An 18129-nucleotide genomic window follows, 5' to 3' on the forward strand; every position below is an offset into this window, starting at 1 on the left:
AAATGGAATTTGAAGAACGCTATTTCCGGGAAGAACTCGATTACCTGCGCCAGCTTAGCAAGCTGCTGGCAACGGAAAAACCCCATCTGGCCCGCTTCCTGGCCGAAAAAGATGCGGATCCGGATATTGAACGCCTGCTGGAAGGGGTGGCTTTTCTTACCGGCAATCTCCGCCAGAAAATTGAGGATGAATTCCCAGAACTGACGCACGGGCTTATTAAGATGCTATGGCCTAATTACCTGCGTCCGGTTCCGGCAATGACCCTTATTGAATATACGCCGGATATGGATAAGTCTTCTGTACCGGTGTTAATCCCCCGTAATGAGCAGTTTACAACCAACGCCGGGGAAATCAGAGTTGATGAAGTGCTGCCCTCTGATGCTAAAAAGGAGGAGCCGCCTCCCTGTACCTTCACTCTCTGCCGGGATATCTGGCTGCTGCCCGTTCGCCTGGAGCAGATTGAAAACCGCAGTACGACCCGTAATGGTGTTATCAACATCACCTTTTCGGTCGCACCGGGAACGGACTTCCGCACGCTGGATCTGAACAAACTTCGCTTCTGGCTCGGCAATGACGACAACTATACCCGTGACCAGCTTTATTTATGGTTCTGCGAATACTTGCAGGGTGCCGACCTGACTGTGGGTGAACAGCATATTCGCCTGCCTGAGTTTATGCTAAAAGCTGTCGGTTTTGAGCCGCAGGATGCCATGCTGCCCTGGCCGAAAAACGTCCACAGCGGCTACCGGATCCTTCAGGAGTATTTCTGTTACCCCGATGCGTTTCTCTTTTTTGATCTTTGTGGTTGTCCGGCTTTGCCTGACGGATTGCAGGCGGAATTCTTTACCCTGCAACTGCGTTTTTCGCGCCCTTTGCCCGTGGACATCCGGCTGCGCCGCGATTCCCTGCGCCTGTATTGCGCACCTGCCATTAATTTATTTATCCACCATGCAGAAGCCATCACGCTGGACAACCGGCGGGCAGACTATCCGCTGGTTCCCAGCCGCCATTACCCACAACATTACGATGTATTTTCCGTTAACAGTGTGGTGAGCCAGGTCCAGGATATGTTCAGGAAAAAAGATCTGGGGCGTCCTGTTTCGACGCAGGCCGCGCGCCAGTGGCCAGCCTTTGAAAGTTTCAGCCATCAGATGGAATACAGCCGGAAGCGGGAAGTGGTGTACTGGCATCACCGGACCAAAACATCCCTGTTCCATCGCGGCTTTGATCATACCCTTGCCTTTATACATGCTGATGGCAGTTATCCGTCAGACGAATCTCTGCTCAGTAATGAAGTGGTTTCGGTATCGCTGACCTGTACCAACCGTGAGCTTCCGTCACAAATTCGTTCCGGCGATATCACCGGCACAACCGGTAAAAATGCAGCTGTTGCTTCATTTCGCAACATTACCCGCCCGACGCAACCACTCTGGCCGGTCATTGATGGCAGCCTGCACTGGTCCCTACTCTCCGCCATGAACCTGAATTATCTGTCATTACTGGATACGGACGCGCTGAAGCAGGTCATCGCCAACTTTGATCGCCACGCAATCCATCATCCGCAGACGGCACGGCTGTCACAACAAAAGCTGGATGCCATTGAGCGTCTGGAGACCCGCCCCGTTGATCGCCTGTTTACGGGTATTCCCGTCCGGGGACTGGCCTCCACGCTGTATCTGCACCCGGAGCCGTTTGTCTGTGAAGGGGAAATGTATCTGCTCGGTACGGTGCTTTCGCATTTTCTGTCGCTGTACGCCAGCGTTAACTCATTCCACATGCTGACCGTTGTGAACACAGAAAGCCAGGAGACATGGAAATGGACGGAAAGAATCGGGCAGCATCCTCTTATCTGAGTCCGGGAAATCCCCCGGCAGATAAAGAGCAGAATGATCCGCTGGCACAGGTTTTCCATAATGCCTGCTCTTACAATTTTTTTGCGATGGCGGAGCTGTTGCACCGCCTGGCAAAGGGTGAAAAGGGGACGCCAGAATTATCCCTGCGTGACGATCCGGCACAGGAAACCCTGCGTTTCAGCGCCGATGCCAGCCTTGCCTTCCCGTGCAGTGATATCAGTGCGCTGAAACGGGATACATCAGGGGCATTCAGGATGACCACCACCTTTATGGGGTTACAGGGGAGCCAGTCGCCTCTCCCCGGTTATTACCTCGATCACCTGGCCTGGAAAGCGGTACATGAACAAAGTCCGGTAGGTGATTTTCTGGATATGTTCAGCCACCGCCTGACCCAGTTTGTCTGGCATATCTGGCGTAAGTACCGCTATCACATCAGTTTTCGTAACGGCGGTGTGGATGCGTTCTCGCAGCGCATGTACTCCCTTGTCGGGCTGGGCCACCGCCAGCTTCGCGATAAGCTGGCGATTAATCACAGCAAAATGCTGGCGTATTCCGGGATCCTGGCAAATCCGGGACGATCCCCGGAAATAATCTGTGGCCTGGTGTCCCACTGCTTTGATTTGTCAGAAGTGACGCTGCAAAACTGGCAACGTCGCAAGGTGGATATTGAACCGGATCAGCAAAATAGTCTGGGGAGCTATTCTCTTAAAAATGGCGAAAAACTGGCGGGAAGATCGGTACTGGGCAACTTTGTTCTGGGTACACGAGTGCCCGATCTCAGCGGAAAATTCCAGCTCAGTATTACCAGCCTGACCCGAAAACAGTTCCTCTCTTTTCTGCCGTCCGGCGAAAACTTCCTGCCACTGACGATGTTCGTGTCCTTCATCCTGCGCGATCAGCTTGCCTGGGACTTACATCTGGGGCTGGCGCCGGAGCAGGTGGGCGCAATGCGCCTGGGCGATAACAAAAGTGCGCTGCTGGGCTGGACCAGCTTCCTCGGCACACCGGAAGAACGACCCTCAGTCACCATCAGGGTACGGTCGTAAATTATGATAATCACGGAGCAGAATATGCCGGAAGAGAAACTACAGACGCTTTCATTGCAGGTCATTAACGGCAGTGAGCTGGAAAGCGGACGGGCGGCGCGCTGTCTGTTCACACAGCAGGGAAATGTCGGCCATGGCCCCGAATGCCACTGGTCGGTACAGGATCGTCAGCAGAGCATTCCGGCCCAGGCTTTTACCGTTATCCTGCACGATGGCACATTTTGTCTGCGCCCGCAGACGGCACAACTGTGGCTGAATCAGGCAAAAGTCACAGCAACATCAGACCTAATACAGTTGCGCCAGGGCGATGAGATCCAGATCGGACGGCTGATGGTGAGGGTTCATCTGAACCGGGGAGATATTCCCCATTACGATGAGGAAATGGCCACTCCCGAAACCATCGTTACCAATCGCGATATGCTCACGGATACCCTGCTATCAACGGAGGGTACGCCACACTATCCGGGAATGACTCACCGGCACCAGCTTGCAGACACCGTGGTAAACGGTTTTTCTGCCGATCCACTCCAGGCACTTCAGTCCGAAAGCCTGATTACCACGGGCGATCCGCTTTCAGGCATTGCGGCTGTCCGGCCATCGGCACCGCTGTCCGATCCGGCAAGTAATGGGGGGATCAATACTCCGTTTATGGATCTGCCGCCCATTTATGCCAGCCCCGGCGATCGTAATGACGACGTCTCTGCGGCAGAAATGGCGCAACGCCACCTTGCGGTCACCCCCTTACTGCGCGGTCTTGGCGGCTCGCTTACCATGAGCAATTCCGACGATGCGGATGATTTTCTGGAGGAGGCCGGACGAACGTTACAGGCCGCAATAAAAGGTCTGCTCGATTTGCAGCAGCAGCGTAACAGCCTCTCAGACAAACATTTGCGCCCGCTGGAAGATAACCCGCTGCGCCTGAACATGGATTACGCCACCGCGCTCGACGTAATGTTTGCCGAAGGTAAAAGCCCGGTACATCTGGCGGCTCCCGCCGCCGTCAGTGAAAGCCTGCGCAATGTCCGCCACCACGAAGAAGCTAACCGGGCAGCGATTGTGGAGTCGCTTCGTGTCCTGCTGGATGCTTTCTCACCACAAAATCTGCTGCGCCGCTTTGTGCAGTACCGCCGCAGCCATGAACTGCGCCAGCCGCTGGATGATGCCGGAGCATGGCAAATGTACAGCCATTATTACGAAGAACTGGCCTCCGATCGCCAGCAGGGGTTTGAGATGCTGTTTAACGAGGTCTACGCCCAAGTCTATGACCGGGTGCTTCGTGAAAAACAGCGGGAGCCGGAAGCATGAACAGGAAGGCGTTTCTGGCCTGCGTGCTGATGTGCGTCATATTAACCGGCTGCGAAACGGCGAAAAAAATCAGTGAGGTGATCAAAAACCCGGATATCCAGGTCGGGAGCCTGAAGGAGCAACCTTCGGAAATAACCGTCACCCTGCTGACCGAACCGGACACCAATACCAATGCGGAAGGTGAATCAGCCGCCGTGGATGTGCAACTGGTGTACCTGACTGACGACTCAAAATTGCTGGCAGCCGACTATGACCAGATAGCCAGTACGCCGCTACCGGATGTGCTGGGTAAAAACTATATCGACCACCAGGATTTCAACCTGTTGCCGGACACCATCAAAACCCTGCCGCCGGTAAAGCTGGATGAGAAAACGCAGTTTATTGGTGTCGTGGCCTATTTCTCCGATGACCAGGCCACTGAATGGAAACAAATCGAGACGGTGGAAGGAACCGGCCACCATTACCGCCTGCTGGTGCATGTACGTCAAAGCAGCATCGAAATGAAAAAAGAGGATGAATAATTATGGCAACCACCCGCAACAAGGTGATGTGGCAGGAAGGGATGCTGATGCGTCCACACCATTTCCAGCAGCAGCAGCGTTACAACGACTACCTGGATAACCAGCGTTTCCGGGCCATGAATAATTTATCCTGGGGATTTACCGAACTCACTCTCAACAATGAACTGCTGGCACAGGGTAAGATCATGATTGACAGCGCGTCAGGCACACTGCCCGACGGCACCGTCTTTTCTATCCCCGACCAGGACGCACTGCCCGATCCGCTGCACCCGCAACATTTTCCGGACGAGAGAAGCCGCAATATCTACCTCGCTCTGCCGGTCGCCAGTGATGTGAGAAATGAAATCAGCGACGGGCGGCGAATCGGGCGTTACCGGCTGAATTATGCCGATGTCCGGGATTTGCATTCAGAAGAAGGTGACACGCGAACACTGACGCTGGGACAACTGACGCCGCGCATTATGAGCGGTGCAGAAGATATGAGCGCCTATATTACGCTCCCGCTTTGCCGTATCAGTGATCGCCATGCCGACGGCTCCCTGACGCTGGATGACGATTTTATCCCCTCCTGCCAGAATATTCAGGTCAGTAAGAAACTGCGTGTTTATCTCAAAGAGGTACAGGGGGCCATTGGCGGACGGGCAAGCGATCTGGCAAACCGCATTGGCTCTCCGGCGCAGAGCGGCATCGCGGATGTGGCGGAATTTATGATGTTGCAGTTACTTAACCGTAACCAGACCCGGTTTACCCATCGCGCTCGTCGATCCCAGCTCCACCCGGAAGATTTCTACCTTGATCTTGCCGGGTTGCTGGGTGAACTGATGACCTTTACCGAGCCGTCGCGCCTGCCCTGCCCGCTTGATGTGTATGATCATCATGACCTGACCAAAACATTTAAAACGCTGTTACCGGAAGTCAAACGGGCGCTGCATACCGTACTGTCGCCAAGAGCCGTTAATCTGCCGCTGCATCTGCGTGACGGTATCTGGCAGGCCGATATCCATGACACAGAACTGCTGCAATCTGCCACCTTTGTGCTGGCTGTGGCGGCAAACATGCCGGTCGATCAGATCCAGCGCCAGTTTATCCAGCAGTCGAAAATTTCCTCGCCGGAAAAAATCCGCAATATGGTCAGTGTGCAGATACCCGGCATTCCATTGCGTGCCCTGATGGTGGCTCCCCGCCAGCTTCCTTACCATTCCGGGTTCAGCTATTTCGAACTCGACAAGAGCGGACAGGCCTGGACAGAAATGGCTGCCGCCGGGGCCGTTGCACTGCATGTATCCGGCAGTTTCCCGGATCTGAACATGCAACTGTGGGCGATAAGAGGGTAAGACGATGGATGAGGGGTCACTGTCTCTGCCACCATTTACCGGATACGACGAAAAAAGCCAGCGCGACTATCATCTCGCGCTTCGTGGCAACAGCCTGAATCCGATGATCGACGCGGCCACGCCGCTACTCGGTATGGTAATGCGCCTTTCAACCATGAACAGCCAGACGATGCCGGAGCATCTTTTTGCTCAGGTGGTGACGGATGTTCAGGCCGTGGAGCAACTGCTTCAGGAGCAGGGCTACGAACCGGGCGTGATTATCTCGTTTCGCTACATCCTCTGCACGTTTATTGATGAAGCGGCGCTCGGTAACGGCTGGTCGAACAAGAACGAGTGGATCAAGCAGTCATTGCTGGTCCATTTCCACAACGAAGCCTGGGGTGGAGAGAAAGTTTTCATCCTGCTGGAGCGCCTGATCCGTGAACCCAAACGTTACCAGGATCTGCTGGAATTTCTCTGGCTCTGTTTTTCTCTGGGATTTCGCGGGCGCTACAAAGTGGCAGCACAGGATCAGGGGGAATTTGAGCAGATCTACCGCCGCCTGTACCACGTCCTGCATAAACTACGCGGCGATGCCCCTTTCCCGCTGTTACACCAGGACAAAAAAACCCAGGGCGGGCGTTATCAGCTCATCAGTCGCCTGACCATTAAACATATTTTTTGTGGTGGCGTTGTCGTGCTGGCGTTGTTTTACCTGTTCTATCTGTTGCGGCTGGACAGCCAGACGCAGGACATCCTGCACCAGCTAAACAAATTACTTCGATAAGGACGTTTATGATCCAGATTGATCTTCCCACGCTGGTAAAACGGCTTAACCTGTTCTCCCGCCAGGCGCTGGAGATGGCCGCCTCTGAATGTATGAGCCAGCAGGCAGCGGAAATTACCGTCAGCCATGTGCTTATTCAGATGCTCGCCATGCCACGCAGTGACCTGCGGGTTATTACCCGCCAGGGCGATATTGGCATGGAAGAGTTGCGCCAGGCGCTGACGGTGGAGAACTACACAACTGCCCGTTCTGCGGACAGCTACCCGGCATTTTCCCCGATGCTGGTTGAGTGGCTGAAAGAGGGCTGGCTGCTGGCGTCGGCTGAGATGCAGCACAGCGAATTGCGTGGCGGCGTGTTGCTGCTGGCCCTGCTGCATTCGCCGCTGCGTTATATACCGCCTGCTGCCGCCCGGCTGTTGACCGGCATTAACCGTGACCGTCTGCAACAGGACTTTGTGCAATGGACACAGGAGTCGGCGGAATCAGTCGTGCCGGATGCAGACGGTAAAGGCGCAGGCACACTGACGGACGCTGCTGACACCCTGCTTGCCCGCTACGCCAAAAACATGACCGCAGACGCCCGTAACGGCAGGCTTGACCCGGTACTGTGCCGCGACCACGAAATCGACCTGATGATCGACATTCTCTGCCGCCGCCGCAAGAACAACCCGGTGGTGGTGGGCGAAGCAGGCGTGGGTAAAAGCGCCTTAATCGAAGGGCTGGCGCTGCGCATCGTGGCAGGCCATGTGCCGGACAAGCTGAAAAACACCGATATCATGACCCTTGACTTGGGCGCATTGCAGGCCGGAGCGTCGGTGAAGGGTGAATTCGAAAAACGTTTCAAAGGGCTGATGGCGGAGGTCATTTCCTCCCCGGTGCCGGTCATTCTGTTTATCGACGAAGCACATACCCTGATTGGCGCGGGCAACCAGCAGGGTGGGCTGGATATCTCCAACCTGCTCAAACCGGCGCTGGCGCGCGGCGAGCTGAAAACCATCGCCGCCACCACCTGGAGCGAGTACAAAAAATACTTCGAAAAAGATGCCGCCCTGTCGCGCCGCTTCCAGTTGGTGAAGGTCAGCGAACCCAACGCTGCCGAAGCCACCATTATTCTGCGCGGTCTGTCGGCGGTCTATGAACAGTCTCACGGCGTGCTGATTGATGATGACGCCTTGCAGGCCGCTGCGACATTAAGCGAGCGTTATCTCTCCGGGCGTCAGTTACCGGACAAAGCGATTGATGTGCTGGATACCGCCTGCGCCCGTGTGGCCATCAACCTGTCGTCGCCGCCGAAGCAAATCTCGGCGCTGACCACTCTGAGCCACCAGCAGGAGGCGGAAATTCGCCAGCTTGAGCGCGAGCTTCGCATCGGACTGCGTACCGACACATCACGGATGACCGAGGTGCTGGTGCAGTATGATGAAACGCTGACGGCGCTGGATGAACTGGAAGCGGCCTGGCACCAGCAGCAGACGCTGGTCCGGGAGATTATTGCGCTGCGCCAGCAGTTACTGGGCGTGGCAGAGGACGATGCGGCGCCGTTGCCGGACGCAGATACCGTGGAGGATACGCAGCCAGAGTCAGAGTCAGAGCAGGATAATACCGGTGCCGAACCGGCTGATGAAGCTGGCAGCGAACAGCCGGAAGAGACCGCTGAAACAGTTTCCCCGGTACAACGTCTGGCACATCTCACTGCCGAACTGGACGCCCTGCATAACGACCGGTTGCTGGTTTCCCCGCACGTCGATAAAAAACAGATTGCGGCGGTGATTGCCGAATGGACCGGCGTGCCGCTTAACCGCCTGTCGCAGAATGAAATGTCGGTCATCACCGACCTGCCAAAATGGCTCGGCGACACCATCAAAGGCCAGGACCTGGCGATTGCCAGCCTGCACAAACACCTGCTGACCGCACGCGCCGACCTGCGCCGTCCGGGACGCCCGCTGGGCGCGTTCCTGCTGGCTGGCCCCAGCGGCGTGGGTAAAACTGAAACCGTCCTGCAACTGGCAGAGCTGCTCTACGGCGGTCGCCAGTACCTGACCACCATCAATATGTCCGAGTTCCAGGAGAAACATACCGTCTCGCGACTGATTGGTTCGCCTCCGGGCTACGTTGGCTACGGTGAAGGCGGCGTACTGACCGAAGCGATTCGCCAGAAACCCTACTCGGTAGTACTGCTCGATGAAGTGGAAAAAGCGCACCCGGATGTGCTCAACCTGTTCTACCAGGCGTTCGATAAGGGCGAAATGGCAGACGGTGAAGGCCGCCTGATTGACTGCAAAAATATCGTCTTCTTCCTGACGTCCAACCTCGGCTACCAGGTAATAGTCGAGCATGCCGATGACCCGGAAACCATGCAGGAAGTACTGTATCCGGTGCTGGCCGACTTCTTCAAACCTGCCCTGCTGGCGCGTATGGAAGTGGTGCCGTACCTGCCGCTGTCGAAAGAGACGCTCGCCACCATCATTGCCGGGAAACTGGCCCGCCTGGATAACGTGCTGCGCAGCCGCTTTGGCGCGGAGGTGATTATAGAACCGGAAGTGACGGACGAAATCATGAGCCGCGTCACCCGCGCGGAAAACGGCGCGAGGATGCTGGAATCGGTCATCGACGGCAATATGCTGCCGCCGCTCTCCCTGCTGCTGTTGCAGAAAATGGCGGCGAATACGGCGGTTGCCCGGATTCGGTTGTCGGCAGTGGACGGCGCATTTACGGCAGACGTGGAAGATGCTCAGAACGACGAGTCCGTCACAAAGGATGAAACGGTTTTATGAGCAGGTTGCGCGTTTTCCGGCAGACAGGATGGTTTATCGCGGGCCTGATGACGGGCTTACCCGCCACTGCCGCGCCCGCAGAAGCATCGTCAATGGCCGGTGTGGCGGTCGCCGTCGCCACCACGACCCCGCCGGATGCGACAGCCACGTTACAGGCCATGCAGTCCTGTCGGCGGGAGTCCGCGGCGCTGGAGCGGCTTGACTGCTATGACCGCCTGCTGGCACCGCTGTCCCCGTCAGGGTTTGACGGGGCGCTGGTCAAAGCCGGTTTTGTGGGCGAGGCCTGGACCCGCGCCACAGAGCAGGAAAAACGCCGCGAGGGCAACACCACAGAACTGCTGGTGACGCAGGTGCCGGGGGAGCGCCCGACGGTGGTGATAACCACCCCGGCTATCGGTCATGTTCCGCCACGCCCGGTGCTGATGTTCAGTTGCGTGGACAATATCACCCGGATGCAGGTGGCGCTGATGCACCCTCTGGATGTCCATGATATCGCCGTCACTCTGAATGCCGACAACCGGGCATTGCGCAGCCACTGGTTTGTGCGCGAGAACGGCACCCTGCTGGAGTCCAGCCGGGGGTTATCCGGGATTGATGAAATTAAGCAACTGTTCGGCGCAAAAACGCTGACGGTGGATACCGGCGCAGACAATGCCGCCGGAAAGCTGACCTTTAACATTGACGGGCTGGCAAGGGCGATTGCTCCCCTGCGCGATGCCTGCCACTGGGCGGGAGAATAAAAATATGGCAATGGACTTACGCGATCCGAATGTCTGGATATCGCACCTGCTGGAAAACCTGCCGGAAGAGAAACTGGCATCGGCGCTGAAAGATGACAACCCGAACTGGGAGTATATCGACGGCGAAATCGTCAAGCTGGGATCGCTGGCCCACAGTCAACTGGATATCCCGGAACTCCAGCGCCGTGGGCTGGTCATTCTGGCTTCGGAGAGTAAGGATTTTCGTCTGCTGGCGCATCTGCTGAGAACCCTGCAACACGCCGGTGATCCTCATCTCGCATTGCGCCTGCTGGCGCTGTATGTGGAGCATTACTGGGCGGTGGCTGCGCCGCAGAATATGGCGCATAAAAAACGCTTTGCCAGCCAGGTCATTAAACGCTTTGAAACAGGTATTGAAGTTTTTTCACAGAACGCCGCCACAGCGCAGCGCGATGCGCTGTCAGGGGAACTGGCAAAACTGGCGCAATGCTGGCAGTCACATAACGCCCCGGAACTGGCACAGGCTACTGATGATCTTTTTGCCCTGTACCAGCGTGCGTTTAATCGTGCGGCACCGGCTCCTGTCCCCACTCCGGCGGCCTCCGGTAGTTCACCACAGACCACCGCCACGTCTGAAAGCGGCGTGACGCAACCCAGTGCTCCGGCTCCCCAAATCGTCATCGACAGTCACGACGACAAAGCCTGGCGCGACACGCTGTTAAAAGTGGCGGCCATTTTATGTGAACGCCAGCCGGATTCACCGCAGGGCTACCGTCTGCGCCGCCATGCGCTTTGGCAGAACATCACCAGTACGCCCCAGGCGGAAAGCGATGGCCGTACTCCACTGGCTGCGGTCTCCGCCGATATGGTGGCAGATTACCATGCTCAGCTCGGTAGTGCCGATATGGCGCTGTGGCAGCAGGTGGAGAAAAGCGTACTGCTGGCTCCTTACTGGCTGGATGGTCACTGCCTTTCTGCACAGACGGCGCTGCGTCTGGGTTACAAACAGGTGGCAGACGCCATCCGCGATGAGGTCATCCGCTTCCTTGAGCGTCTGCCCCAGCTTACCGGGCTGCTGTTTAATGACCACACACCGTTTATCAGTGAGCAGACGAAACAATGGCTGGCAGCTTCGCCCGACGCCAAAGTTGCACCGGTTGCGCAAATCGGTGAGGAATCGAAGGCAGCCAGAGCCTGTTTTGCTGAGCAGGGTCTGGAGGCGGCGCTGCGATATCTGGACATGCTACCCGAAGGCGATCCCCGCGATCAGTTTCACCGCCAGTACCTTGCCGCACAGTTGACGGAAGAGGCGGGGCTGGTACAGCTTGCGCAGCAGCAGTACCGGATGTTGTTCAGGATGGGATTGCAGATGATGGTGGCAGACTGGGAGCCGTCCCTGCTTGAGCAGCTAGAACAAAAATTCACGGCAGAACAATAAAAGAGAACAGGAGTTTTTGTGTTCAGATTACCAACACCCCGACTACTCAGCGGACTCAAATCAGCCCTGCGACCGGCGATGCCCCGGTTTAAAGTCTCTGCTTTCTGGCTGCTGATACTGGCGTGGATTTTTCTGCTGGTGTGGATCTGGTGGAAAGGCCCGACGTGGACGCTGTATGAAGAACAGTGGCTCAAACCACTGGCGAACCGCTGGCTGGCAACGGCGGCGTGGGGGATTATTGCCCTGATGTGGCTTACCGTCCGGGTGATGAAGCGCCTGCAACAGCTTGAAAAAATGCAAAAGCAACAGCGCGAGGAAGCCGTTGATCCGCTCAGCGTGGAACTGAACGCCCAGCAGCGTTATCTTGACCGCTGGCTGCTGCGCCTGCAACGCCATCTCGACAACCGCCGTTTCCTGTGGCAGTTGCCGTGGTATATGGTCATCGGCCCGGCGGGCAGTGGCAAAACGACACTGCTGCGCGAGGGGTTTCCGTCCGACATTATTTATGCCCCGGAGGGCGCACGCGGCGCAGAACAACGCCTGTACCTCACGCCCCATGTCGGTAAACAGGCGGTGATCTTTGATATCGACGGCACACTCTGCGCTCCCGCTGATGCGGATATCCTGCATCGCCGTCTGTGGGAACATGCCCTCGGCTGGCTGAAAGAAAAGCGCGCGCGCCAGCCGCTGAATGGGATTATTCTGACACTCGATTTACCCGATCTGCTTACCGCAGACAAACGCCGCCGCGAGCATCTGTTACAGGCGCTGCGCAGCCGCTTGCAGGATATACGCCAGCATCTTCACTGCCAGTTACCGGTTTACGTGGTACTTACCCGGCTTGATTTATTGCAGGGTTTTGCCGCCCTGTTTCAGTCCCTGAACAGACAGGATCGCGATGCGATTCTGGGCGTCACGTTCACCCGCCGTGCCCATGAAAATGATGACTGGCGAACAGAGTTGAATGCTTTCTGGCAGACATGGGTGGATCGAATGAATCTGGCGTTGCCGGATCTGATGGTCGCTCAGACTCACACCCGCGCGTCTTTATTCAGTTTTTCCCGCCAGATGCAGGGAAGCCGTGAACCGCTGGTGTCACTGCTTGAGGGTCTGCTTGATGGCGAAAATATGAACGTGATGCTGCGTGGTGTCTATCTCACCTCTTCGCTTCAGCGTGGACAGATGGATGATATATTCACCCAGTCTGCCGCCCGCCAGTACCGGCTGGGCAATAACCCACTGGCGTCCTGGCCCCTGGTGGACACCGCGCCTTATTTCACCCGCAGCCTGTTCCCGCAGGCATTACTCGCAGAGCCTAATCTGGCAACAGAGAGCCGCGCCTGGCTGATACGTTCCCGTCGCCGCCTGACGGTTTTCTCTGCCACAGGCGGCGTGGCAGCACTGCTGCTCATCACCGGCTGGCATCACTATTACAACGGTAACTATCAGTCTGGCATCACCGTGCTTAAGCAGGCCAAAGCCTTTATGGACGTGCCGCCTCCGCAGGGGGAAGATGACTTTGGCAACCTGCAACTGCCGCTCCTGAACCCGGTGCGCGATGCCACACTGGCCTATGGCGACTGGGGCGACCGCAGCCGTCTGGCCGATATGGGACTGTACCAGGGACGACGTATCGGGCCTTATGTGGAACAGACCTATCTGCAACTGCTGGAGCAACGTTACCTGCCCTCGCTGTTTAACGGGCTGGTCAAAGCGCTGAACGCCGCGCCGCCGGAGAGTGAAGAAAAACTCGCGGTGCTGCGCGTGATGCGAATGCTGGAGGACAAAAGCGGACGTAACAATCAGGTGGTGAAGCAGTATATGGCAAAACGCTGGAGCGAAAAGTTCCACGGTCAGCGCGATATCCAGGCACAACTGATGTCCCATCTTGACTACGCGCTGGCTCATACTGACTGGCACGCAGAGCGTCAGGCGGGCGACGGTGACGCCATCAGCCGCTGGACGCCATATGACAAGCCCGTGGTATCAGCACAGAAAGAACTGAGCAAACTGCCTGTCTACCAGCGGGTTTACCAGAGCCTGAAAACGCGGGCGCTGGGCGTTCTTCCTGCCGACCTCAATCTGCGTGACCAGGTAGGGCCAACCTTTGACCAGGTGTTTACATCTGCCGATGACAACAAACTGGTTGTTCCACAGTTTCTTACCCGTTACGGCCTGCAAAGCTATTTTGTAAAACAGCGCGATGAACTGGTTGAACTGACGGCGATGGATTCCTGGGTACTTAACCTTACCCGCAGCGTGAAATACAGTGACGCCGACCGCGCGGAAATCCAGCGCCAGTTGACCGAGCAGTATATCAGCGACTACACCGCCACCTGGCGGGCCGGGATGGACAATCTGAATATCCGCAATTTTGAGTCCATCGGACAACTGACCGGGGCGCTGGAGCAGGTTATCAGCGGCGACCAGCCTTTGCAGCGGGCGCTGACCGTGCTGCGTGACAACACACAGCCAGGCGTCTTTTCTGAAAAACTCTCTGCCAAAGAACGGGAGGAAGCCCTGGCAGAGCCGGATTACCAGTTACTCACCCGCCTCGGGCATGAATTCGCCCCGGAAAACAGTACCCTGGCAGTACAGAAAGACAAAGAAAGCACGATGCAGGCCGTGTATCAGCAACTCACCGAGTTGCACCGCTACCTGCTGGCAATCCAGAACGCGCCTGTACCAGGGAAATCGGCGCTGAAAGCCGTGCAGTTACGGCTTGATCAGAACAGCAGCGATCCGATATTCGCCACCCGCCAGATGGCAAAAACGCTGCCTGCTCCGCTCAACCGCTGGGTTGGCAGACTGACTGACCAGGCCTGGCATGTGGTGATGGTGGAGGCTGTTCATTATATGGAAGTGGACTGGCGCGACAGCGTGGTGAAACCGTTTAACGAGCAACTGGCAAATAACTATCCGTTTAATCCGCGTTCTGCACAGGATGCCTCACTGGATGCCTTCGAACGCTTCTTTAAACCGGATGGCATACTGGATACCTTCTACCAGCAGAACCTGAAGCTGTTTATCGATAATGACCTGAGTCTGGAGGATGGCGATAACAACGTCATTATTCGCGAAGATATTATTGCGCAACTGGAAACTGCGCAGAAAATCCGTGACATCTTCTTCAGCAAACAGAACGGTCTGGGAACATCCTTTGCCGTGGAAACGGTATCGCTTTCAGGCAATAAACGCCGCAGTGTACTGAACCTTGACGGTCAGTTAGTCGATTACAGCCAGGGCCGTAACTATACCGCCCATCTGGTCTGGCCTAACAACATGCGCGAAGGCAACGAAAGTAAGCTGACGCTCATCGGCACCAGCGGCAACGCGCCGCGCAGTATCAGCTTCAGCGGGCCGTGGGCGCAGTTCCGCCTGTTCGGGGCCGGACAACTGACCGGAGTACAGGATGGCAACTTTACCGTGCGCTTTAGCGTGGACGGTGGCGCGATGACCTACCGTGTGCATACCGACACGGAAGATAACCCGTTCAGCGGTGGGTTGTTCAGCCAGTTTGGTCTGTCAGACACACTGTACTGAGGAGGCAGGGATGAATAGTAACGTACTGACACAAACTATCGTTACCGGCAGTGACCCGCGCGGGCTGCCGGAATTCAGCGCCATCCGCGAGGAAATAAACAAAGCCAGCCACCCGTCACAGCCTGAGCTGAACTGGAAACTGGTGGAGTCGCTGGCACTGGCGATTTTTAAAGCCAACGGTGTGGATTTACACACCGCCACCTACTATACGCTTGCCCGGACACGGACACAGGGACTGGCGGGATTCTGCGAAGGTGCGGAACTGCTGGCGGCAATGGTAAGCCACGACTGGGATAAGTTCTGGCCGCAGGGCGGCCCGGCGCGTACTGAAATGCTGGACTGGTTTAACTCCCGAACCGGCAATATTCTGCGTCAGCAAATCTCCTTTGCGGAATCCGACCTACCACTGATCTACCGCACAGAGCGGGCATTGCAGCTTATCTGCGATAAGCTCCAGCAGGTGGAACTGAAGCGCGTTCCGCGCGTGGAGAATCTGCTCTATTTTATGCAGAACACGCGTAAACGGCTTGAACCCCAGCTGAAGAGTAACACTGAGAACGCCGCACAGACCACGGTCAGAACGCTGATTTATGCCCCGGAAACACAGGCATCTTCCACACCAGAAGCGGTAGTGCCTCCCCTGCCCGGCCTGCCTGAGATGAAAGTGGAAGTGCGCAGTCTGACAGAGAATCCCCCACAGGCCAGTGTGATAAAGCAAGGCAGTACGGTAAGAGGGTTTATCGCAGGGATCGCCTGTTCAGTGGCTGTCGCCTCAGCATTGTGGTGGTGGCAGGTCTATCCGGTACAGCAGCAACTGTTACAGGTTAACGACACCGCTCAGGGCGCAGCAACGGTGTGGATGGCCTCACCTGAACTCGAAAACTATGAGCGCAGGCTGCAACAACTTCTTGATACCTCCCCGGTACAGCCGCTGGAAACCGGGATGCAGATGATGCGTGTTGCCGACAGTCGCTGGCCGGAAAGCCTGCAACAGCAACAGGCCTCGACACAATGGAATGAGGCACTCAAAACCCGCGCACAGAGTAGCCCGCAGTTGCGTGGCTGGTTGCAGACCCGCCAGGACTTACATGCTTTTGCAGATCTAGTGATGCAGCGCGAGAAAGAGGGACTAACCCTTTCCTATATCAAAAATGTCATCTGGCAGGCGGAGCGGGGACTGGGGCAGGAAACACCCGTTGAGTCTCTGTTGACGCAGTACCAGGATGCCCGTGCGCAGAAGCAGAATACAGATGCGCTGGAAAAACAAATTAATGAGCGACTCGAAGGCGTGTTAAGCCGCTGGCTGCTGCTGAAGAATAACGTCATGCCAGAGGCGGCAACCGGTACCACGGCCGAAAAATAATTATTTAATTAAAGGAGATTATCATGGCAAATATAAGTTATTTATCTTTGAGTGGAGAGACACAAGGGCTGATTTCAGCAGGTTGCTCAACGCTTGATTCTGTCGGAAACAAAGCGCAGCCAGAACATAAAGATCAGATCATGGTTTATGCGTTAATGCATTCCATCTCAAGAAGTCAAAATGTCAATCATCATGAATTAATTATCACCAAACCGGTTGATAAATCCTCACCATTGCTGGCAAAAGCACTTAGTGACAATGAAAAAATGGCAATATGTGAATTTATACTCTACCGAACCAGTAAAGCGGGTATTTACCAGCCTTATTATAAAATAAATCTGTCAAAAGCCCGAATATCAAGTATTGATTTTGTCACACCGCATGCTGTCCTGGAAAAAGAACTGGAACCACAGGAGAGAATTGCCTTTATTTATGAAGATATTTCCTGGGAGCATACATTAGCCGGTACGAATGCAATGAGTAAATGGCAGGATCGTGTACAGTAACTTACTGTAATAACATAATAAATTACTATTGCGGAGAGATAAAATGGCTGGTTTAAGGAATAACAACAACACACAGAATGCACAGTGGGCTGATTATGTGGGTGACATTCTTCGGGGGGCTCAGCCGATAAACCAGCTAGTACCTCAGCACCCTTATCTTAACGACGTCCCACTCATTGATGAGTTAAGGCATCAGAACACTCATCATGTTATTCTCTTGACACTTGATGTTGCAAAAAAAATACTCAGCCCAATAACATCATTTGATTACATTCATTTTATCACTACACATCCTTCAGGTATAAAAGATACACTCGCCTGGTTAGTTAACGCGGGTAAATTAATGACTGAGTTTGATGACAATGGGAAAATTATATTTAACCTTAATGCCTTAAAGTATACAAAAGCAAGTTACTTTGAAATACTTGGAGAGAAATATATAAAAATCACAACATCCAGCCCCTGGCTTTTAGAAAAGCTCGGTAAATATATTTTCTCTTCACGAGCGCCTCAAGTTCTGGAACTCGCTATTGGCTGGCGAGGAGCTTTATCTGAATCAATAAAAGGAGTTAAGTTCTGTATCTGGTTTTCAGTAGCCTGGAGAACCATAGAATTTATTATGAGTTCAGAGCGAGATCTGGTTAATTTTCTTGGCGATTTTTCAATGGATGTGGCCAAAGCAGTTATAGCCGGTGGTGTTGCAACCGCTATTGGAAGCCTGGCTTCTTTTGCCTGTGTTAGCTTTGGCTTTCCAGTAATTCTTGTCGGAGGAGCAATTTTACTGACAGGGATAGTGTGTACAGTTGTTTTAAATGAAATCGATGCTCAATGCCATTTATCAGAAAAATTAAAATATGCAATTAGAGATGGACTAAAACGGCAACAGGAACTTGATAAATGGAAAAGGGAAAACATGACTCCATTTATGTATGTTCTTAACACTCCACCCGTGATATGAGGA

At 55.0% G+C, this 18129-nt stretch carries 12 protein-coding genes and 1 pseudogene; all 13 read left to right on the top strand.

The window, feature by feature from the left end:
• Positions 1 to 2 precede the first annotated feature (2 nt).
• Positions 3 to 1853 (top strand): type VI secretion system baseplate subunit TssF, encoded by a 1851-nt coding sequence (gene tssF / locus HGD79_RS10910; RefSeq protein WP_000393844.1) that lies wholly within the window; start codon positions 3 to 5, stop codon positions 1851 to 1853.
• Positions 1817 to 2899 (top strand): type VI secretion system baseplate subunit TssG, encoded by a 1083-nt coding sequence (gene tssG, locus HGD79_RS10915; protein ID WP_000348793.1) that lies wholly within the window; start codon positions 1817 to 1819, stop codon positions 2897 to 2899. Before tssF ends, tssG begins: the two co-directional genes overlap by 37 nt.
• Positions 2900 to 2923: 24 nt before the next feature.
• Positions 2924 to 4204, top strand: a complete 1281-nt coding sequence (gene tagH, locus HGD79_RS10920; RefSeq protein ID WP_001113725.1) for a type VI secretion system-associated FHA domain protein TagH — start codon at positions 2924 to 2926, stop codon at positions 4202 to 4204.
• Complete coding sequence (tssJ, locus tag HGD79_RS10925; protein ID WP_001080149.1) at positions 4201 to 4725, top strand: type VI secretion system lipoprotein TssJ; 525 nt, start codon at positions 4201 to 4203, stop codon at positions 4723 to 4725. Before tagH ends, tssJ begins: the two co-directional genes overlap by 4 nt.
• A gap of 2 nt (positions 4726 to 4727) precedes the next feature.
• Entirely contained in the window at positions 4728 to 6059 is a 1332-nt protein-coding gene (gene tssK, locus HGD79_RS10930) for a type VI secretion system baseplate subunit TssK (protein WP_000246449.1), read from the top strand.
• Positions 6060 to 6063: 4 nt separating this feature from the next.
• Positions 6064 to 6825 carry a type IVB secretion system protein IcmH/DotU gene (gene icmH / locus HGD79_RS10935; RefSeq protein ID WP_000343298.1) on the top strand — a complete coding sequence of 254 codons (762 nt, stop codon included), beginning with the start codon at positions 6064 to 6066 and terminating at the stop codon, positions 6823 to 6825.
• Between the two features lie 8 nt (positions 6826 to 6833).
• Positions 6834 to 9599: a type VI secretion system ATPase TssH gene (gene tssH / locus HGD79_RS10940; protein WP_168848396.1), complete on the top strand. Its 2766-nt coding sequence runs from the start codon at positions 6834 to 6836 to the stop codon at positions 9597 to 9599.
• The gene (vasI, locus tag HGD79_RS10945; RefSeq protein WP_000088862.1) at positions 9596 to 10339 is read left to right on the top strand and encodes a type VI secretion system-associated protein VasI; all 744 of its coding nucleotides are present in this window, start codon (positions 9596 to 9598) and stop codon (positions 10337 to 10339) included. Before tssH ends, vasI begins: the two co-directional genes overlap by 4 nt.
• Positions 10340 to 10343: 4 nt before the next feature.
• Positions 10344 to 11756, top strand: coding sequence for a type VI secretion system protein TssA (gene tssA, locus HGD79_RS10950; RefSeq protein WP_001240530.1), 1413 nt, complete (start codon positions 10344 to 10346; stop codon positions 11754 to 11756).
• Between the two features lie 108 nt (positions 11757 to 11864).
• Entirely contained in the window at positions 11865 to 15299 is a 3435-nt protein-coding gene (gene tssM / locus HGD79_RS10955; protein ID WP_122985538.1) for a type VI secretion system membrane subunit TssM, read from the top strand.
• Positions 15300 to 15309: 10 nt separating this feature from the next.
• Positions 15310 to 16759: pseudogene (locus tag HGD79_RS10960) on the top strand (VasL domain-containing protein).
• Positions 16686 to 17168: an Hcp family type VI secretion system effector gene (locus HGD79_RS10965; protein WP_001284199.1), complete on the top strand. Its 483-nt coding sequence runs from the start codon at positions 16686 to 16688 to the stop codon at positions 17166 to 17168. The pseudogene HGD79_RS10960 and the gene HGD79_RS10965 overlap by 74 nt, the downstream one beginning before the upstream one ends.
• A 43-nt stretch (positions 17169 to 17211) precedes the next feature.
• On the top strand, positions 17212 to 18126 hold the full coding sequence (locus HGD79_RS10970; RefSeq protein ID WP_000908052.1) for a hypothetical protein: 915 nt from the start codon (positions 17212 to 17214) through the stop codon (positions 18124 to 18126).
• Positions 18127 to 18129: the final 3 nt, after the last annotated feature.

Source organism: Escherichia sp. SCLE84 (assembly GCF_012584495.1).
Classification (GTDB): Bacteria; Pseudomonadota; Gammaproteobacteria; order Enterobacterales; family Enterobacteriaceae; genus ECMA0423.